Origin of the sequence: Bacillus sp. 007/AIA-02/001, assembly GCF_004634455.1 — a bacterium.
Lineage (GTDB): Bacteria > Bacillota > Bacilli > Bacillales > Bacillaceae_G > Bacillus_A > Bacillus_A cereus.
Map to the genome: position 1 here is coordinate 130,132 of NZ_SEIY01000003.1, position 22,611 is coordinate 152,742.

A 22,611-nucleotide genomic window follows, 5' to 3' on the forward strand; every position below is an offset into this window, starting at 1 on the left:
AATTACATTTGTACAAAGATAAGACAGACGCACTGGATCAAGAATGGATTGATTTAATACTTGAAGCTCTAGATGCTGGTATCGCCATGCAAGACATCGAGCAATTTTTCCAACGTATGAAGCCATCCAGTCAGGCTCAATAGGTTTGTTCTTTTTAACGAAGTTTATGTTATAATAATGACATCATAAGACAACTACATATTGATAGAAAGGTGCGCAAATATGATTGGAGAACGTATAAAACGCCTTCGTTTACAAAAAGGGATTTCATTAACTGAACTTGCCGAAAAAGCTGGCGTTGCTAAATCTTACATTAGTTCTATAGAACGAAATTTACAAAAAAACCCTTCCATTCAGTTTCTTGAAAAGATCGCAGCAGTTCTACAAATTCCAGTTGATACTTTACTTCATGATGAAACAACAAAGGAAACTAACCTAGACTCCGAATGGACACAACTCGTTAAAGATGCAATGAACTCTGGTGTCTCCAAAGAACAATTTCGTGAATTTCTTGAATTTACAAAGTGGAAGCAAAATCAAAAATAATAATAGAAAGAAGTGCTTACAACCAGCACTTCTTTTTCTTTATAAAAAAAAGCGGGAATACCCGCTTTTTTTATTATTTTTCTTCCCCAGCTTCTTGGTTAGCATTGAATGTCCATTCTAAATTCAATGTATCACCTTGGAAGATATTTTGGTCTTTTCCATCATCTACAAATTCAAATTGTACCCATAGATAATCCTCTGTACCAGCTGCTAATCCACCCTTTTCTCCCCACTCAGGAGCAAAGATATCTTTAGCTAAAAGATCTGGATCAACTTTTTGTAAGTCTGCTAAAGTTGTTTCGTATACAGGCTCACTTTGTTTATCCCAGTTCCAAAGGAATTTTACTTTAACGTGCTTACCAAAGTCTTCACCAGCATTATCACCTTTTGCATCTTTAACAGTATACTTTGTTGCTAATTTAACGTCTTTAATAGTTAACGAACCGCTGTTTTGTAATAAGAACTCTTTCTTAACAGAATCCCCTGGTTTTAAATCTTTAATATCTACAAGCGTCTTAGGGTTTAATGTAAGGTCTAACGTCCCAGCTGCAAATGTATTGTTTGATACTTCTTTATCGCTAAAGAATGCAAATGTTCCTCCACCAATTAAAGCTAACCCCAATGCTGCTGATGCAACTCCCATACCTAATTTCTTTTTCAGACTCACAATCAATTCCCCCTAGCTTTTTTTTATATTTTTATCACTTATTTTTCAATAAGAGATGTAAAGAAAACTATATTAGCTTAGCTAATATGTGTTCTTTTTTAAAAACCTTATGTTCATTATAACGAACAACCCTATATAAACACAACACATATTTATTAATATTTTCAGTTATTTTTATTTCTCAATATCATTTAGACTTTTCAGAAAAAACAATGATAATTTATAACTTTTTTCACACTCAAATCATTTAATACTATAAGAAAAAAGAAAAACAAAGAGGTGAGGGCTAACGTTCCCTCACACTCGTATAAATATTACTAGTCTTGCTTATTCGTTCACTCTCTCTTACACCACATTCTTGTTTTCCGGCTGTTTCACTAAAGCAGTTACTCCGCTTTCTTTTGCTCTTCTAGCTTTTTCTGTTCTTCTGCTTTCTTCTGTTCTTCTACTTTCTTCTGTTCTTCGGCTTTCTTCTGTTCTTCTAATTTCTTCTGTTCCTCTGCTTTCTTCTGTTCCTCTGCTTTCTTCTGTTCTTCTACTTTCTTCTGTTCTTCTACTTTCTTCTGTTCTTCGGCTTTCTTCTGTTCTTCTACTTTCTTCTGTTCTTCGGCTTTCTTTTGTCCTTCCGCTTCAATTGCAACGTTTAATTGTTGCTGAAGAGCCTGAATTTGCTCATCAATAGCTTTCAAGCTAATTTCTTTCTCAATATAGTCACGCTTCTCTTTGATACTGCGGAAGCCTTCATTTACATATATGGACACTTGCTGCATCGACTCATCTTTATTTACCTTTAATTCTTCTTGTATTTGATTGTAAGGAGCTTCTATTTCAGTATATACATTTTGCAGGGCTTCCTTCTCAGCAACAATTTTCTCACGCCCTTGTTGCCATACAGAAATCGCCTGTTTTATTTCTTCAATAGAAGTTGCTTTCGATTTTCCCTTCATCGTTCCATACTCACGCTCAATAAACTGTTTATGTTTCTCAGATTGCTCTTTTAACGTATTAACTGTTTTCGGAAATATAATTGCTGTAGAAAGCGTCGCTTCTACTTTCGTTTCATGAATGAACGCCGCTTCTGTATGCGTCATAATTTGAGATCCTAAATAAAACGTAATAGAACACATACACGGCAATATAAGCATCTTTTTAAAATTACGCGGTCTTTTCAGCATCTTAATCTCTCCCATCGAACATTACGTTCTTTATACAGAACATTATCTATATTATAGTAAAGAACTATTAAAATTGATAGACAAATACTAGAAAAATAGAAAAAGGGCTATCCATGTGATAGCCCTTTTTCTTATTATCTTTCTTCACCTGCTGTTTGTTGTGCATCAAACGTCCAATTTAATTGTAACTTATCGCCTTGGAATTGATTTTGATCTTTTCCATTATCAACGAACTCAAATTTCACTTTGAATTTATCAGATTTACCTGCTGAAATACCTTTTTCATCCCAGAACCAAGCCGATAAATCATTATCTACAGCTGTAAGTGTGTCACCTTTTAATTTATCTAAAGTAGTTTGTTTCACAATTGTCTCATGCTTATCTACATTTTTTAAGAATGTTACTTTAATATGTTTACCAAAATCATCTTTATTGTCTTTCTTTACATCTTCTACATTATAATCTGTTTTCAGTAGAACCTTTTTAATATTTAAAGAGCCTTTATTTTCTAGTTTAAATTCTTTTTCAATTGTATCCCCAGGTTTTAAATTCGATACGTTAACAACTGTTGATGGATTTAATGCTAAATCCAGTGTTCCAGCCGCAAATGTATTATTTGACACTTCTTTATCACTGAAAAATGCAAATGTTCCTCCACCAACTAAAGCTGCTCCTAATACTGCTGATGTAATACCCATTCCTAATTTTTTCTTTAAAGTCATGTCCATATCCCCTTAATATATATTTGTTAACTTCCTAAACGGAAAGTATAACCAAACGAACTAGACGGATTGTTCTACTTTTTTATCTTTCTTTTCTCCGTCAATGCTACGAATAGCACCAAAAATAGAAATCGCGGAATACCCAAGTAAAAAGACTCCTGGAATAATAAGAAGTAATGCTGCTCCCGCTTTTGAATTCGCATAATTCAGTAAATAACCAACATACGGAACTGTAATATCTGCATACTTTCCAACTACATTTTCTGCAAGTACTGGCTCTAAATCTGGTCCGTTGTTGTTATCCCCTTTTGTTTCATACATTACTTTTCCATTTGTATCTTTCACACCGATAATACGGTGAGTGATAATTTTTTGATCTTTCTCTTTAAAGGTAATAACATCACCTTTTTGATATTTAGAACCATCTTTGTTTGGTTCTATTGCAATGATTGATCCTGTTAAAAACGTCGGCTCCATTGATCCTGAAAGAACGCTCTTAAATTGATATCCCATCACTGTCGGATCACCACCGCTTGCTTTTGAAGAAATAACTACAAAAGCTAAAAAAACCATCAATGCAAATAAAACAAATGAGATCGCGTTGCTAATTATCTTCCATATTAATTTCATCGTCTCTCTCCCTCTCCGTTGTTTTATATTATTTCAAGTATGCAATATCCACTTTGTTCTTTAACAAGAACACAAGTAAATGATATAACGAACTTTAAGTTATTGCAATAAGAAAATTTACAATTATTAGTTATTTAAAATATAGAAAAAAGACTGTGCCAAAATTTTACACAGTCTTTTTATTAGTAATTTATTTACCTTCTGATTTCATTCCTTTTGTATTTCGGCGCAACACTACATATAAAATTGCTCCAAATAATATAATCGCACCTATCCCAACACTTATTACTTTCACATTTGAGTCTTTTACTTCAGGCATAGTTGTATCTTTTTTAGGCATCGTAAAAGTGACATCTTCTGTTGAAAGAACATTTACCGTCGCAATTGTTTGATTATTTTTCGTAATATCAACTGCACCAACTACCTCACCACGATGTATTCCTTTATGATATAAAGATTCTTTATCTAATGAAGCCGCCCGGAAAATAGTTTTCACATTTTTCCCTTCATCTTTCTTAAGCATAAGCTCCGCACTTTGTTCCAACTCAGAATTAACATCTTTATTTAAATATGTTGTTTTTTGATGCCAATTATGTTTATCAAGCACCATTTGCTTCGTAAATTGACCGAAAGAATATTCCGCCATCTGCTTCAAATCTTCATAAATTTCAGGTCTTTGAGAAGCCATTACTACGCTTATAATACGATTTCCATCTTTCTCATTTAATAAAACAAGTGTATTACGTGCTTCATTCGTAAACCCTGTCTTACCGCCAATGCTATATGGATTTTCAAAAAAATTAGATTTATTAAAAATAGACACCGTCTGCCTAGACGTCGTAACTGTCGTTCTTTTCGTATTCATCGCTTGTAAAATTTCAGGATACTTTTGCACACCCTTCGTAATCATAGCCATATCATACGGCGTCGTATAATGGTTCGGATCATGCAATCCATTCGGTGTTACAAAGTGGCTATCTTTCGCCCCTAATTGCTTCGCTTTCTCATTCATCATATTAGCGAAATTCTCAACACTCCCGCCAATCCGCTCCGCAATCGCATACGACACATCATTCGCACTCAGCACCATTAAAATCATAAGCGCAGTATTTCTATTAATTGTCTCTCCAGGTTGAAACTCAATTTGATAATTACTCTTCTCTTGATCTAATGCTAATTGTGAAAATGTAAATTGATCCTCTGGCTTTGTATGCTCCATGAGTAAAATCGCTGTTAACACCTTCGTCGTACTAGCAGGATATGCTCGGTGATATGCGTTTTTATCATACAAAACATCTCCTGTTTTCGCATCAATTGTCGTTGCAAACTGACTAAAAACATTCGGTCCTTCCGCAGGTGGTGGTGCAACTTGTTCTGGATTTACTCCAATATTCGTCTCAGCACGCAATGTTATGGGCGTCAAAAAAAACGAACAAATAACTGTAATAAAAACCAAAATTTTCTTAAAATTTACCATATGACTCTCCCTTTTCCATTTACTCCTTAACAAAATAATAAATCTACCAATCATATGTAATTTGTATTATATTGGAAGAAATTTCACTATTTTTTACTATATCATACTTTTACGATAAAGAACATAAATATACAATAAAAATAAGAAGGAATTACTCTTTCTTATCCTTCTCATCAATCAACGAATCTATTAACTTTTGACTAGCTTCCTCGGGCGTAATCTCATCTGTTATTCCCATAAACGACCAACCTTTAGAATCAACCCACTCAACAAACTCTTGTAAAAATTCATCATGTGTAACATCCACATCAAGAATCGATCCATTAATCGAAATCGTTCTATTTTTAGACACGCGCATCTTGAACGTTTTTCTTACCATTACAACTTTTCTCCCTCTACTTCTGAATATTTATAAAGTGAAACTTTCATCAACCCTCACGAATCGGACTTTTACGGGCATTCCGACCCGAACCTAACTTCTTTACTTTTGCTGAATTTCGAGGTAAGGGATCTTACTGCCCGCAAATAGCGAGATAAAATAATCATGTATCTCTGTTATACATGATTTTCAGTAAATTGTAAAAAGGATATATTGGCCAATTGGCATATTGAAACTGAAAATCTATCATTCTGCAAAAATATCAAATGATATGTAATTGTTCATAAATGACTAAATAGATTCACATAAAAATAAAACAACTTACATTTTACCACACCAAATACAAATGACTTTCTTACAATGGAATGGAGTATACTAGAAGAAAACTTAAAATGAGGAGGAACCTCATGACGCGTTGTACGTATTGTAAAACGAAGTGGACAATAAAAGATGTATGGGCAATACTCGTGACATTTGAAAAGGATTGTCCGTATTGTTTTATGAGACAATATCTATCAAAGAAAACGGTGAACGCTATGCCAGAACTTATAAGCTTACCTTTACATTTCTTACTCCCTTTTCTTGTTGATTTGAGTGCTGAAGGTCCTTTGGATTGGTATCGTAAATAATATAACCACTACATCCAAAGACTACTTTCTACTGAATTCGCTTCTCATCATTATTCCTTCATACATTACTAGCATAATCGCTTATACTTTCCCTTTTGAAGATTCTGTAGCTCAGCAGGAAGAGCGTCCCCTGAACAAGGTTTATCAATTATAACTTTAATAAACGATGATATATGCATACTGTTAAGCATAAAAAATTAGCATTAAGTTCCACTCAAATATTAATTGAAACCCAACACTCCATTTAATCTGTAATCTAGAATACAAGCAGTGTTTTTTATTATGCATTTTTGCATACAGTATTATTTTCTCTTGTAAATAGATAATAATGTTATATAATAAAACCAACGTTTTACCAATAAAAGGTAATAGAAGTAGTGGAATAAGTAAATAACCAAAGCGTATTAACAGATTTGTTCTATGTAAATCATGATACATATATGGAATCAAAACTATGAAATTTTATGTAGTGATTAGATTACTACAAGATGAAAGATTCATAGCGAATACACTTAAGGAAAAAACGTTCCATTAGATTAATGTGATATCTATCGAACGAATTGAGAGTATACTTAGGGGGAATTTCAAGTGAAAACATTTGGTAAAGTATTATTAACTGGCGCATTAGCTTTAGGCGGTTTAACGGTTATGAACATTGAAACACCAAAAGCACATGCTGACGAATGGGATGGTTGTCATTACATTTGTGGTCCTGGTGAAACGGTAAACGGTGTTACAGTTCAGGTACACTCTACACAAGTTACTTTTGGTAACAGCGTAATTGCAAGAATTACAAATGACCGAGCTGAAGAAATTCATTACAATGTCAGCCTTGAAAAGAAATATGGCGATAGATGGGGAGAATTTGAAACCAACTTCCGTTGGCAAAATCAATGGGTCCCAGCTGGAAGCAATGATGAAATTGCAACTTTCACAGGATATGGCGATGATATTTATGAGGATGGAACATATCGTTATAAAGTCGAAATAAAAGGCGCTGACGGTTCTATTGATACAATTTACACAGCAGGAATGACAGTTACAGGACGATAGCTTATGACTGAGTTCCATTATTCATGATTGTATTTTTGATACTATCATTGATAATTGCGGTGATATTATTATTAAAATAAGCTCTTCGGAGCTTATTTTTTTATACAAAATTAGAATATTAATATTCAGAAAATTACACCTTTACACCATTAAAGTTTGTTGCTATTATAGGAATACATCAAATGTTACAATACTCAACAAATTGTACAAATTCTCCGATTACACGAATGAAATGAAAATACATTGCTGATGGTAACATTTATAGTTGGGATCCCGTAGCTCAGCAGGGAGAGCGCCACCTTGACAGGGTGGAGGTCGTGAGTTCGAGCCTCTCCGGGGTCATATTTGTAGAAACCGTGTCAAATCAACATTTGATGCGGTTTTTATTTTCCGTTGACTTAACGCTGACTTGACGCAGGGTGGGGGTTGTCGTCCAAACACGGTGGCGGTCAGCTAAGGAAGATAGTTATACGTCTCTCATCTCGTTTTCAAAAACGAAATAGGAGGCATTTTTTATGACATCTAATAATGAAGGAACAGTTTCAAAGCGTAAGGGGAAACGTGTAAAGAAGGAGTTACGAACATTTGCTACACAAACGATTGACGACTTGTTCGAGAAATTCTATCATGCCAAGGTAGCTGAAGGACGAGCTACACGTACTTTGCATCAGTATAAAGAAAACTTTCGATACTTTACGTATTTCCTCGATTACAAGAGTCTTAGTAGAAATATAGATACAATTACGGCCGATGTGATCCGCAATTACGTAGTATTTATGAAGAACGAGAAAATACAGTTTGAAGACCATAATTATAAGCCTGATGATTGTAAAACAGTTGGCCTCTCCCCCTCTACGATTAATACACGGCTGAAGACATTACGAGTAATGTTCCGCTTTTTAATTGATGAGGAATTGATTGAGAATAATCCTATGAAGCAAGTAAAAGACGTAAACGAACCACAAGAAGAGATTGCTGTACTTACAGTCGATGAACTACGACGATTACTAGATGTACCTAATAAACGAAGCTTCAGTGATTTTCGAGATTACGTTATTATGAACCTCTTATTAGACACATTCTTGCGTATCAGCGAAGCACTGTCACTTACAGCTAACGATATTGACTTCTCAGCTAAAGTAATTACAGTTCGGGCTACAGTCGCTAAGAGTCGTAAAGCACGTATTGTTCCTATTAAAAATACGACCGCGAACTTGTTGAAAGACTTGATAAAAGAGAACGAGGATTTTGAAACGCATCATGTCTTTGTTACGAACTACGGAGAGCAGATGGAGCGTAATCATTTTCGTAAACGCTTGAAGATATATGCAAAAGAGGCTGGTATTACGAAAAACGTACATCCCCACCTATTCCGACATACCGGCGCTACGATGTTTTTGGAAGCTGGTGGAGATATACGTCATTTGCAGATGTTGCTTGGTCACGCTGATCTGCGTATGGTGATGCGATATACACATTTATCGAAACAGGCGTTGATTAATCAGCACGATAAATTTTCACCGTTGAATGCTGTTATTAGAAAGTTGAATAAAGAACGAAAGATACTACGTTAGACGTCATCTTTGGATGGCGTTTTTTATTTTAATTTGAATAGTACACTTAATAATTGGAAATCATACTTTTAGTTCGAACTAAACTTTAACTTATTATTGTACGACATGTCATACAAATTTATACGAGGAGGGTTCACTTTATTATGAAGCGGCAAAAACAAGCTGGTATTTATATGATCCAATGTACAATAAACAACCGAATCTATATAGGTCAATCCAGGGATTTAAAAGCTCGACTCTCAAAACATAAAAGGCATCTGCGCGATAACAAACACGAAAACAAAGCCTTACAAGCAGCATGGAACACATACCAAGAATCTTGTTTTGAATTTACAATTCTAGAAACATATGAAGGTGATAACTTAGATAATATTTTAAATAAGCGAGAAAGAGAACTTATTACCTATTATCGTAGTAATAAAAAACCTTTTGGATACAACCATACGGATGGCGGTGGTTCTTTTAGGATGAACAAGGATGTAATACGACGCGGAGAGAAAGTATCTAAAGTACTTACTGATTCAGATGTTATAAACATTCGGAATTACATTAAAAATAACAAATATAGTTGTGCAGAGCTGGCGGAAAAATACAATGTCCACATCCAGACCATTCACTATATACGAAGAGGTGATAACTGGTCACACTTAACAAATGGGGAACGTGTTGGTAATGAGTACACCTTTAATCGTGGAGAAGATAATTCAAACTCGAAACTGACACAAAAGGGGGTGCAGGACATCATAATTCTACTGAAAATAGGTGTAACTATTCCGAAAATCGCAAAAATATATCAGCTATCCAGAGACACCATCTGGGATATTAGAAATGGAGAATCTTGGGTTCATGTTACAGGCGGAAAAGTTAATAAATTGAATATTCCTTTAAGAGGAGAGGATGTACCCACAGCAAAGTTAACTGATAAGACAGCTATAGAAATTGTTGAACGTTATAAAAAAGGGGCGCGTCGTAAAGATCTGGTAAAGGAGTTTGGTATTGCAAATACTACTTTAAGAGAATTGTTAGCCGGTAACACTTGGGCTCATATAACAGGTGGGAAAAAGGTAGAGCGTGAAGTGGTAGTTGGCTTAAATAGAGAAAATGCAAAGAAGGTGATAGAATTATATAAACAAGGATGGACGCAGCGCGAAATTTCTAAAGAATTAGACGTAGCTCCAACAACGATTTTCCACCTTTTAAATGGTAATACATGGAGTTCATTGACTGGTGGCATAAAAATTGAAAGTCCGAACAAAAAAGTAAAACTTACGGAAAATGATGTTAGAAAAATTGTCTACATGCTTAAAGAAAAGGAAAATCTTCAAAATATAGCTAAAACATATGGTGTATCCATAAGTCATATTCAGAATATTAGGGATGGTTTTAGATGGAATCATATAACTGGTGGTAAAATAATTTAATATTAATGTTTTAAATCTTCTATTACTTTTACTTCTCTCCCTTAAAATTAGAAAACCTACGTATCTTTAACAACTAAATGAAAATAATTGATTTCGGCTTTGCTGTATTTTAAATAAGTATAAGCAGCAGTTAGAATTAACGTATATCCCGCTTATTTCGATATGTATTACTAAGATGTTCTTAAAATAAGCGAAATATACGATTTGTAGATATTAATTGATTACTTTTTGCGTAGGCTCTGAATCGATCTTTTTATTCCTTCCACTATTTTAGTAAAAGCTTCATCTCTATTCTCCCAGAGATCTAAAGGACGTGCTTCAGGAGGTAAGGCTTGAAGCTTACTAAAAGGGGCACCCTTCCAATCGCAAGAACGGAGGATAATCGGAATTACCTTTGCATCTCCGGAGTCATGCCGTTCTAAAGCTCTCATCATCTCTATATCATAACAATAATCAGAGGCTAAGAAATCCGCACTAATAAGCAATAAGATCACCTTTGCACTTTCTAATCTATCGTGTATACTTTCCTTCCACTCATCACCGGCATTTATATCTCTATCACTCCAACCATTAATTACTCCATTACGTTTCATTACAGTTAAGTGTTTTAGTAATTGTTGTCTAAAGAGATCGTCCTCATGACTGTATGAAAAGAAAACATCTATAGCTCCTGTCTCAGACACCTCGTTCTCCTCCTCTATTAATTCTCTTATTTTTTTCCTTTGGGTGGGGTTCTTTCTTGTTAATTTACCAATACTTTTTAAGGTTTTTACAAAATCTTCATAATCCTCAGTCCCTTCTAATATGTTCTTTTTATACATATGTCTAAACAGGTCTTCGTTATTGCCCCATAACTTCTTAGGGTCAAATTGAGCGTACGGCTGGTAGTACTTTAGAAGGTGACCTGTACTTTCCATATATAGACCTATCCAAAGTAATCCAATTAGGAAACTAACCTGTAGCTCTATATCTATATCCTTTGTATTTAAAATTTCCTCAGGTGTTCGAAATGTAGTTTTTTCTACAGGAGAAGGACTTAGCTTTACTTCAAAAGATCCATATTGTCTACCATTCTTTATCCAAATATTTCCCACATTTATAGTACTTGGCTTACCCATATAAACGGGAGACCTAACAAGTAGATTTATAATCTTCTGCATAATTATATTAACTTCCCTGTGGCTAAAGAGTCGATTGTCTAAGAAATCCGAAAGTATTAGATAACCTTCCTCTACTGCAGGTTGCACCTTCAATTCTACTAAACTTATACTACATAAAGCATTATAGTAACTTAAGCTATATTCCCTTAGATATAATATAAATTCTTCAACTTCTTGTTCCATTTGTCGCTTAACTGCATCAAAAATCTCCGTTTCTTTCTTAAATATATCTGCTATATGTATGCTAACATCTGATTCTTTATATTTCTTAAATTTCAATATTTGAGAAATAAAACTAATTTTAAGCTTATGTAAACAACCTTGGTTTTGAAATTGATATAGAATAACCTGTATTAAGAACGGATTAACATTCTTAATATTAGTATATACTTGTCTTAGTACCGTTGAGAAAAGTAAGGGATCGTAAATATCACCATTATTAATAAGTGCTAATTCAACCATTCCACTTTCAGTGGGGAGTGAATATGCTACGTCTCGAAAATCCCTAGACCACCTAATCTTATTCTTTAGTGCCACCCCTTGAATCACTTCATAAGGCCTGTTTATGAATTTCTCATTCAGTTCTTCTACTCCCTGCACTTTATGTTTAAACTTGTAAAGGTGTTTTAGAAGATATGTAGCTTTGTCTAGCCTTCCCTCAACAGAATCTTTTAAGTCAGAAAAACTCTCAGGAACTCCACGTGTTATAAGCTTATTAATAACAAAATTCTTTTTCCTTTCTCTTAGTTTAAGAAGCTCGTCGAAGTTATCATTGTCTTTACTAAGAAGTACTTCATTCGATTCTTTGATATCACTTAGTTCCTGTATCTCTTTTTTACCTATCATTGGCTCATTAAATTGGGACAACTTCTCTGCCTGTTCTCTTTTAAATTTCTCAATATCCTCCTCTTTTTCAACCTTGTTTATCAAGGTTTTAGAGCTATTCAATTCTAATCCCAAATCAAACAGGAGACTTTGTAAATAAAGTAACGCTTTCTCAACTTCTACCGGATTCTTCCCGAAAATCCTCATGTCGTCTACATAACGCATATATTTTATATTAGGAATACTCCCCATTTTATAATCAATTTCTGTTAGATAAACATTACTTAAGAAAGACGAGAAAGCCCCCCCCTGAGGTATTCCCACAGCTTTGCTACTTAATAACTTATTATTCTGTATGTAAGGAGCGCTTAAAAAATTAGGTATAAGGCCATCCTTAATATACTCAAGGTGATCCCCTTTAATAAGATTATTAAGTTGTACTGTAAGTAGATCATGCCTGACATGATCAAAATAAGATGTGATGTCAGTCTCACAGTACCATGTATACCCTTTCTTCAATTGATACATTAAGTACTTCAAAAACTTGTTGTATTGCTCATAATAATAAATGAACGTATTGGCGGAATAGGGGCTTTTCTTCATGTCTAATCTATGTGCGAAGGAATAACGATAAAATTTTTTATCGATCTTATAACCTATAATTTCTAATAGTGCCTGAGTTACAATCTGATCCTGTAGGTTTATGAAAACCCTCCTACGTATTAAACCGTTTTTCTTAGGAAATGGTACGATATATTTTGGATGAAAGTTGTAACCATCTCTTAGCTTTAGCCTTATATCTTCTAAAATAAACTCAATGTTATCGTCATAAAAATCTCTCTCAGTGTCCAAATGAAATTCTTTAAAATCTTTAAAGTTAAAGAATCTACTTTTCATCCAAGCCGTTCTTAACAGCTCTAAATTAAATAAGTCCCTATCCATAATTACTCATCTCATTCTCTATTAAATTATATTTTTAATACTACAGAAAAATCTAAATATGCATAAATAGTGGATATACACCTATATTTTACCACACTATAATGAAAAACAACTACCTGCAACAAAAAGACCTTTTATAGTACGTAAACCCTGCAGTTTTGAAATCACGCAAAAAATTCCATTTCGATTTCTACCTTTAGAACTGGTGGCTACCGTCAAGATTCCGAGATTTCGCATCTGCGTCCATCCACCACTAGGCGAGTAGCGATATAACACATGCCCTTGCGTTTATGATAGGATAGCCTCCCATACCAACCCGGATTAGAGGGTTACATATGAAACACGAATGAAAGGTATCTACTAAAGATCAAGTGATAATATGAGTTTCTTTTGTATCGATATGGCACCTAAAATTATAGAATATCGACTTTAAGACGTACCCGGCGTCCTGGCTGCCAACACCGACAAGTGGTACGACTACCGTTACTTCAGCACCCCTTTGAGAAGTCTGACCATGTCGACGGTGGTTCACTAAAACTGCTCCGATACAACACGATAGCATAATTGCCGGAATTCCTCTAACATCTATTTCCCATCCGTAAGCCGTCTTCTTAAATTTTAAAAACTTCATATGTATGCATCTCGCTCAACGTGCTCACCCATACTTCTTTTCCGAGTATATACATAGATGTAAAAAGCTTTGTCGGAATCCTGTTTTCATCCGCGAAGTTTCCGTAAAAATTTTTATTTTTTTTTGCGGCATACGTCTTTTTGCGTGATTGGCCGTTTGCAGCAGGGGTGGCCCCCGCGTTGCCGTCGTCGAGGTTCGTAATTTTGACGTGAATGTGTGTAATACACCAGGCGTAGTGCTCTGGCGGTGGTGCGCCGCTCTTGTACTGGGGTGGCGGTGGTGCGCTTGTTTGGCGGCTCGATGCCCATCGCTGTGCGGTTTTCGACTCGTTCCCGTACGTTTTCAAGCGCCCGTCGTTCACATTCCGAACGGTTCATGGACGTTCGGTGGTTTGGTTGTTCTTTCTGTTTGTTTACATAAGTTCATTTAGTGACCGCTACTCATCTATGCTAATTATTTGTCTTTACCAATCAGAACCAGCTTTTTCGTCAACACCCACTTTATGGTCAATGTCATACTGTTAAGTGTTGTCCCTTTACAATTAGTTCGACTTGATTAGCAGAACGCTTGGTACACCTAGATTTTTAAATGTAAATTAACAATCGAATGTACCCCTCGATATTTTTGAAAGTGACATTTTCAGACGAGTTGCACCAAGTTAATTGAAACAATACTCATAGCGCTTCAGCTTCCTCTTGATCCGACCTAAAGTCCTTCTTACCTGTTCCATATGAATGCCGAGTATATCGCTAATTTTCCTATAACTAAGATTCGGATTCTCATATATAATTTCCAAAATCTTCTGTTCCTGCACGCTTACTAATTCATCACATAGTATCTGCTGAACCAACATTCTATCAGTAGCCTGCTTCTCAATATCTTCATCGCTAGGGTACAAATTATTAGCTTTACTTAATAACGGTAAAGAATCCGCGTTTATTGCTTGTTTATTTGTCTTTGTGTATTTCCGTATAACATCAATGCTCTTACGCTCCAACGCTAGCAATAACGTCTCGTATAAATAGAAATCTTGATAGTGATTATATTTTTCTATGCAGAGCGTCCAAGCCGTAATCCAAAATTCATGCTCAAGGTCTTCGGCTGAAATCTTTTTGTTTATCCATTTCTTTGCTAGCGCCTTTGCTTTCTTTTGAATGGTAAAGCATAATTCTTCTAGTAACCTTTCTAATCGTTGCTCTCGTGCTTCTTGATTAAACTCCATAGCAAATTCTTCCCACAACTTCTCAATCCTTAAGATGTATTCTGCCTTTTGTGGGTTTCGTTCCAATAGCTTCAGTTGTTTATGTTCCGTAAATGATAGCTGTTCTTGTTCTACAGTTAAATCTTCTAATGTTAGTAACATGATTTCTTCTCTCCTACAAAAATATTTTTAATTTTTCATCAAAAAGTGTGTCAGTTATCTACGAAATTACGAATAAATATATGTATAGGACGGGGATAATACTCTTTTAAAACTTAGTAATACGAACCAATGATAAGCGTATATTAAGAACGTAATAACATATATAAAGGCATTTAATCGTAACAATAGATATGAACTTCTGAAGAAAACACCATAGACGGCTCTCCGTTCTATCGCTACTAATGACAACGAAAAACCGTCCTATCAATCAGTTACTCTATCGATAACACATGCTGCGTAGGAACAGACGGATCAGGAACCCTTACGTATTTACGAACCCAGTTGATATGCTTAGTTATCATATCTTTATCATGGCATCCAGCCCTCGATAGATAGGTGTATATCTGTTTGTCTGTGGTATTGCAATTCATGATTTCATTAGCTATCCATTTCATCAGATGCCCTTCCCTATTGTCGCAAATCGACTTAAAAGGAATCCCGTTAATTTTCAAACGTAAATATCTTTTGTTGCTAGATCTATTGACTGCATTACGTAAAACGTGCAATTCGATCCCTAAACTTGGATCTCCAGTAAATAGTTCTCTAGCTTTCGCCATAGTCTCCTGATTGTGCTCCTTACGTGTCTCACGTTTACCAGGTTCCCATTCGTATTATTCAAGCCATTACCATCCTTATGATGTACTTGCATTCCTTTCGGGCAATCTGTGATGAAACGATGTAAATACACAGTGTGACCAGACTTCTTATAAGCAACATAATAAGTTCGACTGTCAAAGTCCCACCACGTGAACCATTTTCCATCGATTGAACTGACTTCCTCAAATTTCTCAGTACTAATCGTAATCTTCAATTCTTCATCCAAATAAGTCATAAAAATCGACGTTGTGCCGTCTTCGTTATGACAAAATTGATTTTTCAATAGTAACTACCTCCGATTGTTATTGAATTCTTTTTCCTATGTATAAATCCGACGCCTGAATTGCTTCGTAACGTTAATTTCAAAAAAGCTTCAAAACTTCTTGTTCGTATATCTTGGAAGAGGCGCCGGTAGAAAGATGGCCAGCTACTACTCGTCTTTCACACTATTAAATCCGACCCTAAGTCGATTTTGTAACGGAGAAACTGAAAAAACGCAAAAAAGACGTGAACCGAAGTTCACGCCTATATTTCAATTATTCTGCTATTATTTATTCTTCATCTTCGTCATACATAAAATGTTTAGCTATCTATCACCTAGCCTACACTCTTAACTTTTGAAGAATTTAAGATACTTAACATCCTCATCTTCAAAACATCTTCCTTCTGATTTTTTGTTAGCAAAGCTGAAAAACTCTTTTGCTATTTCTAAATCACCCAATTCATACGCAACTTTTCCTGAAATAAATTCTTTTTCACCTGTATCAATACGCATAAATCCGGTTAAAAACATTTTATCTGACCATTCTTTTGCTGTTTTAAAATCTTTTACAATAAAACAAGTATCAATAATATCATTCACTAAATCATAACTTTCATTATAAATACCTTTCGGATTAGGCAATACACTCCAAGCCTCTTCTAATAATGTAATAGACTCATTATGATTACCTTTATCAAACTCATCATTACTCTGATTAACGAGACTTTCGAATTTCTCTTTTATAGGTGATTGTAATATGGCCATATTGCTCCTCCTTAAATAATATCTTTAATCAATTCAAAATATTTATCATCTTCTTCAAAAAATATCTTGTAACCTTCTAGCATGTATGCTTTTAATAAATATTCCTTAGCCTTTTCAAGTTCTCCACATTCGAACAAGCTCTCTCCAAGTCTCAATAAAATCAATGGATTCGAAATACCGTCTGGACAGTTTAAAGCATTATAAAAATTACTTTTTGCCATTTCATAGTCATCTTTAATAAGATAAGTGTCGCCTATTGCTGTATATAACCAAGTACTTGCTTCCCAATCCGTCTTTGGTGCTGGCACCATATCTAAAGCCACTAAATATTTCTCTATTGCTTGATCAAATTGTTCTACTTCAAATAGAATATCTCCCTCTTCACACAGTTGTACAATTTGATTGTATACTTTGTCATCTAGTTCCAATTCCCTTTACCTCCAATTATTTTTTAGTTGGTGGCAAATATCTCTCACCTAATTTAGCGCCCGCTGATCTATTTAAACTAAAATGATCCAATTCATAATTAACAGAATCTAGCATCCATTTTCTAACTTCCTTAGACTTTGCTCCATAATGCCTACCAATACTATTCCACCACGAGACAGCATCGGTTAGATGAGCCATATCTGATTTACTAAGATCATACCACACTTCATCACTTGCCTTAAATTGCATTTTACCGCCACGTGTTGTCCTAATTCTTGGTGGATTTTCATTTTTCATTCTTTCTATTACTTCACGGCCAGTTCTTGATTTCTTTCCGGGTGTCCTTCCTAAATATTGTTCTCTTAAACTTTTAACTTTTTTAGGTGACGATTTTTTTATAGTACTAGCAGATCCATTTGAAGAAGACTGGAATTTTTGAAGAGTATCCTTAGCATTTTGAATTGATTTATGCAAAACAAACCCACCATGTCCAGCCATACCGACACCAGCTACTGTAGCAACTCCATTTAACGGAAGAACAATTGGTGATGCCAATCCACCGGTTCCTACTTCCGCCACGAAGGTTAAGAAATTAGAGGCACCTATGAGTGAAATACCTTCAAAAATTTCTATAACAGATCCTACCATCGATAAAGCATTTCCAGTAAGCCTTCCAGCTTGATAAGTTATCTTGCTTTCTAATTTATCATTATCAGGCGTTTTAAGTCCAATAAAGTTTTCCGCTGCTGCACTGCCAGCACCTTGAAAAAATTCGATAACACCATTTAAATACTCCCAAGCACCAATAGCTGTTTTTTCATACCATGATCTATTATCTTCCTGAGCCTTTAAAGCCACTTGTTTTTCTATTAAATCCATTTCTTCGATTTGATCTTGAATAGCTTGTTCATACATAATTTCTTGAATAGGTGTTAGCCATTCCATATTTAATTCTCTCGTACTAAATGTGCCGCTTGCAGGACTAAATCCTTTTCCACTCTGTACTTCTGCAAGACCTGTAGCAATGCTAGCAGCTAATTGAATTGCTGTACTATAGTTATTGCTAGATGTTTGATTAAATTCATGTAGATGATCTAGCTTTTTTTGTAGTTTTTGCCTCATGACAGTAAAAAGATTCGCCATAGCTTCCATACCCGGGATTGGCATAGCTTGACTGATGGCTTCCATACTTGCTTTCATTCGGTCAATTTCTCGAATTTGTTCTAGCAACTCTTGTTCTATGACATCAGTTGAAGCTACCTGTGATTCGAAATCATTGGGAAAAGCATTATTCTGACGAATTAACTCTTCACATAAAAAAATAATTCCTTGAGCCAAAGGGCGAAAGGTTTGGACAAAGAATGTTCTTGCACTTTCGTAAGTTTGACCTTGTAAAACAGTATCACTTGCAAAAGCGTCAATCGACTGAATGGCTTGTTCCATCCCTCGAATGGTAGCCGTACATACAGCATTCATGCTTTGAGTCTGGTTCCGTACTTCTCCCAAATACATATTTAAACTCATGCATTGACCTCCCTTGCTAATTGTTGTTGCTGATAGGAAAGCTCATTTTCTAAATCACTAAGATCTCGTCTTTCTTTAAGTAACGCTTCTTTTTTATTTTCGAATTCAAATGTAAGTTTCCGCTCAATGTGTTGTGCTTCTTGACAGATATTTGTAAAAAAACGAGATAATTCCCTATCTCCATGCCAAGTTTCTAAAATTCGGTTAAACAAACGACGATTTTGATTTTTCCATTCATAAAAGTCCTCTTCTGCTTGCTCTTGAGTTTGAATCACGGATTGATTTCGGTCCTGTTCTTCAAATACACTTCGTAACTTTTGATTTAATTGTTTGATTTGGTTTTCAATATCTTGACTCATCTTTTTCCTCCTACCGTTTTACCTTTACGAAGGTGGTCACATTAGCGAAAAGTATTTTGAAGTTCGTTATCCATTCTCTCAAACTCTTTAGCTACCGAATGAATATTATCGACTGCCTGTTGAAAGGCGGCACAAAATTGTTTCGTTAAATCTAAAGCTTGCTGATTCGCTTCTTGTGCTTTGGAATTAACAGTTAGCGTAGTACGATTCGCCTTCGTTATAGAACGATTTATCGCACTTTGGATAGTATCAGAAGCATCCCTCATTTGCGTTGCGATTTGTTCTGCCGTTTGAAAATTACTTTGAAATTGTCCCATCGCTTAAACCCTTTCCAATATTTTTATAGAAAATTATACCATATGGGATTATATCACTGTAGCAACTATTCAAATTTATAACATATAATTAGTTAATGGCATCCCTTCAACAAATTTTAGCTTTCTTTTAAATTTAAAAATTAAATTGCTAAACAAATATTGGAGAATATCAAAAACAGATTTTATGAACGTTCGAATAAAAAGAAGTGAACAAAATCTCCAAACTACTTAATGATTAGTATCACACCTGTTGTCACAGCCCGTACTCCACTCCCTTCACAGTGGACAAGTGCTACATCATATCCATGTGTTTAAAATTAACAATTGAGCATAGACTTCACACTAATTGGTACTTATACATTCGACTTACAGTTAAATTAACATCTGAAAATGCACCAAGGAATCCGACGTAGAAATTAACCGTAAAAGAAACAATAGTGCGCCCTAACACCTTGCAGTTTGGCGGTGCTACACGCTATAATTAATAATAGAAAACGAGACGGACGTATAACTTTTTAGCCACGAACGTTGATATGACTGTATTTGTGACTTGCGTTGACTTACGATTTGACTTACGTTAAACTAACGATCCTTAGTGACACCTTGACAGGGTGGAGGTCGTGAGTTCGAGCCTCTCCGGGGTCATATGAAAAACCCCTTGATAGTCAAGGGGTTTTCTTTATGTAGCAAATAAATGATTATTATTAAAACTAAATTTTTCCCTACTTCTTTTCTCCATTTTGGAGAAAGACATAAATTATATTAATTATCGCTCTACGTTGTTCGCTAGAACTCGATTCTTTACTCTCTTTTGGGAGCTTTTTAAAATTCTCTTTGAAAAATAGCCTAATACAGCAATTTTTATATTTATTTATATAAATTTCTCAACAAAAAAGATCTACACAGTTTAACTATGCAGATCTTTGTAAATTTAAGTTTAGAAATGAATAGACGAATCCTATTTTTGCCCTAATTTGATTGCCTTTTTGATATTACTAAATGCACCTTTACCATATATTAATACGCCACCGCGGTAAACACGACTCGTTAAACCAATCATCATACATATTGTTGCAATTAGAATTGCTAATGCAAGCGCAATCTCCCATACTGGGATATTGAGGAATCCAATTCGTACAAGCATAACAATAGGAGTGAAGAAAGGTACATAACTAGTAATGGTAACAACCATGCTGCTTGGGTTTGACATTCCATAAATTGCTATATACAAAGCAGCAAGTAACATAAACATCAGCGGCATAACAGCTTGAGAAGATTCCTCTATACGCGTAATGATAGAGCCAAATAGACAAGATAATGAGCCATATAATAAGAATCCTAATGTGAAGAATAGAATCCCATAAAACACTAGAGTTGGAGCAACAGAATTTAAATCAATACTATTTAAAATATCATTTTTCGAATCATTAATTGCTGTTTTATATCCAACAGTTGCGACCAAGCCCCAAATTATGATTTGCGTAATACCAGCCAATAATGTTGAGAATAGCTTCGCATATAAATGTTTGGTAGGCGAAATACTTGAAACAACTAACTCCATAACACGAGAAGATTTCTCTGTTGCAACATCTGTTGCTAATTGTGCAGCATACATTAATATCATTAGATAATTTAGCATGATAAAGACATTAATTAAAATCCCTACACCCTCAGTATGTTCTCCATCTTTAACCTTATCTGAAACCGTTTTGGTATGAATTTCTACTGGCGTTGTTAACACCTTTAATTCATCTTGAGATAGATTCAATTGCTGGGCGAAATTAGAAGATTGTATTTGAGATAAAATCGTTTGAACCTTGCTAACATCTTGCTGATTTACATCCGTCTCAGTTATATACGTAGCCTTTAATTGTTTATTATTCAATTCCTCTACAACGATTGCATATGTATAATCACCATTTTTAACACCTGATTCTGCTTTTTGTTTATCCGTGCTACGTTTAACTTGTATCTTACTATCGACATTTTTAAACACTTGATGAATGGTTGAATATAATTCTTCTTTTTCTGTAACAACAACAACTTGATCGTCCTCGTTACCTGCAAACAAGTTATAAATCTTGTCAAAATTCATCAATCCTATAATTAACATAGAAACTATTATTGTAATAGCAAAATATGATTTTGATTTCACTTTAGATTTATAGTTTTGTAAAAAAATTGTCCAGAAACTATTCATTTTGTGCACCTACTTTCGCAATAAAGATATCATTTAATGTAGGCTCTTCTACTGCAAACTTTTTAACATACCCTAATTTTGTTATCTCTTTAAATAAAACATGTGAAACTTCTTCATATGAAATTTTAAGAGTAACTGCATTTTTACGTTTCTTCATACTTTCTACACCTTTTATTTCTTTCAAATGGTCAAAGTTATGATCGCCAACGATTACAACGTTCTTTTTACCAAAATCACTTTTAATTTTGGTAATGTCACCCTGAACAACAGGTACACCTTTGTGCATAATACAAATGTGTTGGCATAACTCTTCCACATGTTCCATACGATGTGAACTAAAAAGAATTGACGACCCTTGTTTTTGCATATCAAGAACAGCGTCTTTTAACATTTCAACATTTACTGGGTCTAAACCACTAAATGGTTCATCTAAAATTAAGAGTTCAGGCTTATGTATAATCGCTGTTATCAGCTGGATTTTTTGCTGATTGCCTTTAGAAAGTTCTCCTACCTTTTTGTTCAGATGCTCAGTAATATTAAAACGCTCCAGCCAATAGTGAAGTTCTTTTTCTGCATCTTTACTTTTCATGTTCTTTAGTTTTGCAAAAAAGTTAACTTGTTCTTTGACAGTCATTTTCGCATAAAGACCACGTTCTTCTGGTAAATACCCAATTTTATCTGTAACACCATAATTTATAGGTTTACCATTCCATGAAATGGTCCCACTTGATTTCGATAAAAGTCCAAGTATCATTCGAAATGTAGTCGTTTTACCTGCTCCATTCCCGCCCAAGAATCCAAATATTTCACCTTTTGGTATCTCGATATTCAAATTATTCACTGCAACATGCTCGTCAAATTTCTTTGTTAAATCTTTAATTAGTAAACTCATTATCCACACCCT

22 protein-coding genes and 1 tRNA gene are annotated in these 22,611 nt (G+C 34.7%); 8 read left to right on the plus strand and 15 right to left on the minus strand.

Annotated elements, in window-relative coordinates; translation table 11 throughout:
• Window positions 1–8: 8 nt before the first annotated feature.
• Window positions 9–143 carry an anti-repressor SinI family protein gene (locus ES895_RS09920; protein WP_000276219.1) on the plus strand — a complete coding sequence of 45 codons (135 nt, stop codon included), beginning with the start codon at window positions 9–11 and terminating at the stop codon, window positions 141–143.
• Between the two features lie 79 nt (window positions 144–222).
• Window positions 223–546 (plus strand): helix-turn-helix domain-containing protein, encoded by a 324-nt coding sequence (locus ES895_RS09925; RefSeq protein WP_000578885.1) that lies wholly within the window; start codon window positions 223–225, stop codon window positions 544–546.
• A 73-nt stretch (window positions 547–619) separates the two neighbouring features.
• Here ES895_RS09925 and calY read toward each other — a convergent pair whose 3' ends face one another.
• The 6 genes from calY to ES895_RS09955 all read right to left on the minus strand — a co-directional run bounded on the left by calY (window position 620) and on the right by ES895_RS09955 (window position 5,596).
• On the minus strand, window positions 620–1,213 hold the full coding sequence (gene calY / locus ES895_RS09930) for a biofilm matrix protein CalY (RefSeq protein ID WP_000053713.1): 594 nt from the start codon (window positions 1,211–1,213) through the stop codon (window positions 620–622).
• A gap of 386 nt (window positions 1,214–1,599) precedes the next feature.
• Entirely contained in the window at window positions 1,600–2,388 is a 789-nt protein-coding gene (locus ES895_RS09935) for a DUF4047 domain-containing protein (protein ID WP_240690226.1), read from the minus strand.
• A 134-nt stretch (window positions 2,389–2,522) separates the two neighbouring features.
• Complete coding sequence (locus ES895_RS09940; protein WP_000172854.1) at window positions 2,523–3,110, minus strand: CalY family protein; 588 nt, start codon at window positions 3,108–3,110, stop codon at window positions 2,523–2,525.
• A 60-nt stretch (window positions 3,111–3,170) separates the two neighbouring features.
• Window positions 3,171–3,740, minus strand: coding sequence for a signal peptidase I SipW (gene sipW / locus ES895_RS09945; RefSeq protein WP_000767792.1), 570 nt, complete (start codon window positions 3,738–3,740; stop codon window positions 3,171–3,173).
• A 190-nt stretch (window positions 3,741–3,930) separates the two neighbouring features.
• On the minus strand, window positions 3,931–5,217 hold the full coding sequence (locus tag ES895_RS09950; RefSeq protein WP_000247031.1) for a D-alanyl-D-alanine carboxypeptidase family protein: 1,287 nt from the start codon (window positions 5,215–5,217) through the stop codon (window positions 3,931–3,933).
• A gap of 151 nt (window positions 5,218–5,368) precedes the next feature.
• A complete protein-coding gene (locus tag ES895_RS09955; protein ID WP_000251856.1) occupies window positions 5,369–5,596 on the minus strand; it encodes a hypothetical protein in 228 nt (75 codons plus the stop codon).
• Between the two features lie 407 nt (window positions 5,597–6,003).
• Here ES895_RS09955 and ES895_RS09960 point away from each other — a divergent pair, with 407 nt between their 5' ends.
• The 5 genes from ES895_RS09960 (at window position 6,004) to ES895_RS09980 (ending at window position 10,273) form a co-directional block, all read left to right on the plus strand.
• On the plus strand, window positions 6,004–6,225 hold the full coding sequence (locus ES895_RS09960; RefSeq protein WP_000196288.1) for a hypothetical protein: 222 nt from the start codon (window positions 6,004–6,006) through the stop codon (window positions 6,223–6,225).
• 588 nt (window positions 6,226–6,813) lie between these two features.
• A complete protein-coding gene (locus ES895_RS09965; protein ID WP_000846655.1) occupies window positions 6,814–7,278 on the plus strand; it encodes a hypothetical protein in 465 nt (154 codons plus the stop codon).
• A gap of 269 nt (window positions 7,279–7,547) precedes the next feature.
• Window positions 7,548–7,620: transfer RNA gene (locus tag ES895_RS09970), tRNA-Val, on the plus strand.
• Window positions 7,621–7,793: 173 nt separating this feature from the next.
• Complete coding sequence (locus tag ES895_RS09975; protein ID WP_135238317.1) at window positions 7,794–8,852, plus strand: tyrosine-type recombinase/integrase; 1,059 nt, start codon at window positions 7,794–7,796, stop codon at window positions 8,850–8,852.
• Window positions 8,853–8,995: 143 nt separating this feature from the next.
• Window positions 8,996–10,273, plus strand: a complete 1,278-nt coding sequence (locus ES895_RS09980) for a GIY-YIG nuclease family protein (RefSeq protein WP_135238318.1) — start codon at window positions 8,996–8,998, stop codon at window positions 10,271–10,273.
• 221 nt (window positions 10,274–10,494) lie between these two features.
• Here ES895_RS09980 and ES895_RS09985 read toward each other — a convergent pair whose 3' ends face one another.
• A complete protein-coding gene (locus ES895_RS09985) occupies window positions 10,495–13,200 on the minus strand; it encodes a reverse transcriptase domain-containing protein (protein ID WP_135238319.1) in 2,706 nt (901 codons plus the stop codon).
• A 920-nt stretch (window positions 13,201–14,120) separates the two neighbouring features.
• Here ES895_RS09985 and ES895_RS29215 point away from each other — a divergent pair.
• On the plus strand, window positions 14,121–14,261 hold the full coding sequence (locus ES895_RS29215; protein ID WP_167754511.1) for a hypothetical protein: 141 nt from the start codon (window positions 14,121–14,123) through the stop codon (window positions 14,259–14,261).
• Between the two features lie 228 nt (window positions 14,262–14,489).
• Here the strand turns inward: ES895_RS29215 and ES895_RS09990 are convergent, their stop codons facing one another.
• The 8 genes from ES895_RS09990 to ES895_RS10025 form a co-directional block, all read right to left on the minus strand.
• Complete coding sequence (locus ES895_RS09990; RefSeq protein WP_135238320.1) at window positions 14,490–15,194, minus strand: sigma-70 family RNA polymerase sigma factor; 705 nt, start codon at window positions 15,192–15,194, stop codon at window positions 14,490–14,492.
• Between the two features lie 1,267 nt (window positions 15,195–16,461).
• The gene (locus ES895_RS09995) at window positions 16,462–16,878 is read right to left on the minus strand and encodes a hypothetical protein (RefSeq protein ID WP_064473099.1); all 417 of its coding nucleotides are present in this window, start codon (window positions 16,876–16,878) and stop codon (window positions 16,462–16,464) included.
• 11 nt (window positions 16,879–16,889) lie between these two features.
• Window positions 16,890–17,306, minus strand: coding sequence for a tetratricopeptide repeat protein (locus ES895_RS10000; RefSeq protein WP_064473098.1), 417 nt, complete (start codon window positions 17,304–17,306; stop codon window positions 16,890–16,892).
• Between the two features lie 16 nt (window positions 17,307–17,322).
• The gene (locus ES895_RS10005; protein ID WP_135238321.1) at window positions 17,323–18,831 is read right to left on the minus strand and encodes a T7SS effector LXG polymorphic toxin; all 1,509 of its coding nucleotides are present in this window, start codon (window positions 18,829–18,831) and stop codon (window positions 17,323–17,325) included.
• Window positions 18,828–19,190: a DUF3958 family protein gene (locus ES895_RS10010; protein ID WP_135238322.1), complete on the minus strand. Its 363-nt coding sequence runs from the start codon at window positions 19,188–19,190 to the stop codon at window positions 18,828–18,830. Before ES895_RS10010 ends, ES895_RS10005 begins: the two co-directional genes overlap by 4 nt.
• Before the next feature lie 41 nt (window positions 19,191–19,231).
• The gene (locus ES895_RS10015; protein WP_135238323.1) at window positions 19,232–19,507 is read right to left on the minus strand and encodes a TIGR04197 family type VII secretion effector; all 276 of its coding nucleotides are present in this window, start codon (window positions 19,505–19,507) and stop codon (window positions 19,232–19,234) included.
• Between the two features lie 958 nt (window positions 19,508–20,465).
• Entirely contained in the window at window positions 20,466–21,707 is a 1,242-nt protein-coding gene (locus ES895_RS10020; protein ID WP_001084160.1) for an ABC transporter permease, read from the minus strand.
• Entirely contained in the window at window positions 21,700–22,599 is a 900-nt protein-coding gene (locus ES895_RS10025) for an ABC transporter ATP-binding protein (RefSeq protein WP_000054723.1), read from the minus strand. The genes ES895_RS10020 and ES895_RS10025 overlap by 8 nt, the downstream gene beginning before the upstream one ends.
• Between the last annotated feature and the right edge of the window lie 12 nt (window positions 22,600–22,611).

Coding starts and splice junctions, on each gene's coding strand:
- ES895_RS09925 (WP_000578885.1), top strand. CDS start 223: ATGATTGGAGAACGTATAAAACGCCTTCGTTTACAAAAAGGGATTTCA.
- ES895_RS09935 (WP_240690226.1), bottom strand. CDS start 2,388: ATGCTGAAAAGACCGCGTAATTTTAAAAAGATGCTTATATTGCCGTGT.
- ES895_RS09940 (WP_000172854.1), bottom strand. CDS start 3,110: ATGACTTTAAAGAAAAAATTAGGAATGGGTATTACATCAGCAGTATTA.
- sipW (WP_000767792.1), bottom strand. CDS start 3,740: ATGAAATTAATATGGAAGATAATTAGCAACGCGATCTCATTTGTTTTA.
- ES895_RS09950 (WP_000247031.1), bottom strand. CDS start 5,217: ATGGTAAATTTTAAGAAAATTTTGGTTTTTATTACAGTTATTTGTTCG.
- ES895_RS09955 (WP_000251856.1), bottom strand. CDS start 5,596: ATGGTAAGAAAAACGTTCAAGATGCGCGTGTCTAAAAATAGAACGATT.
- ES895_RS09960 (WP_000196288.1), top strand. CDS start 6,004: ATGACGCGTTGTACGTATTGTAAAACGAAGTGGACAATAAAAGATGTA.
- ES895_RS09975 (WP_135238317.1), top strand. CDS start 7,794: ATGACATCTAATAATGAAGGAACAGTTTCAAAGCGTAAGGGGAAACGT.
- ES895_RS09980 (WP_135238318.1), top strand. CDS start 8,996: ATGAAGCGGCAAAAACAAGCTGGTATTTATATGATCCAATGTACAATA.
- ES895_RS09985 (WP_135238319.1), bottom strand. CDS start 13,200: ATGGATAGGGACTTATTTAATTTAGAGCTGTTAAGAACGGCTTGGATG.
- ES895_RS09990 (WP_135238320.1), bottom strand. CDS start 15,194: ATGTTACTAACATTAGAAGATTTAACTGTAGAACAAGAACAGCTATCA.
- ES895_RS09995 (WP_064473099.1), bottom strand. CDS start 16,878: ATGGCCATATTACAATCACCTATAAAAGAGAAATTCGAAAGTCTCGTT.
- ES895_RS10005 (WP_135238321.1), bottom strand. CDS start 18,831: ATGAGTTTAAATATGTATTTGGGAGAAGTACGGAACCAGACTCAAAGC.
- ES895_RS10010 (WP_135238322.1), bottom strand. CDS start 19,190: ATGAGTCAAGATATTGAAAACCAAATCAAACAATTAAATCAAAAGTTA.
- ES895_RS10015 (WP_135238323.1), bottom strand. CDS start 19,507: ATGGGACAATTTCAAAGTAATTTTCAAACGGCAGAACAAATCGCAACG.
- ES895_RS10020 (WP_001084160.1), bottom strand. CDS start 21,707: ATGAATAGTTTCTGGACAATTTTTTTACAAAACTATAAATCTAAAGTG.
- ES895_RS10025 (WP_000054723.1), bottom strand. CDS start 22,599: ATGAGTTTACTAATTAAAGATTTAACAAAGAAATTTGACGAGCATGTT.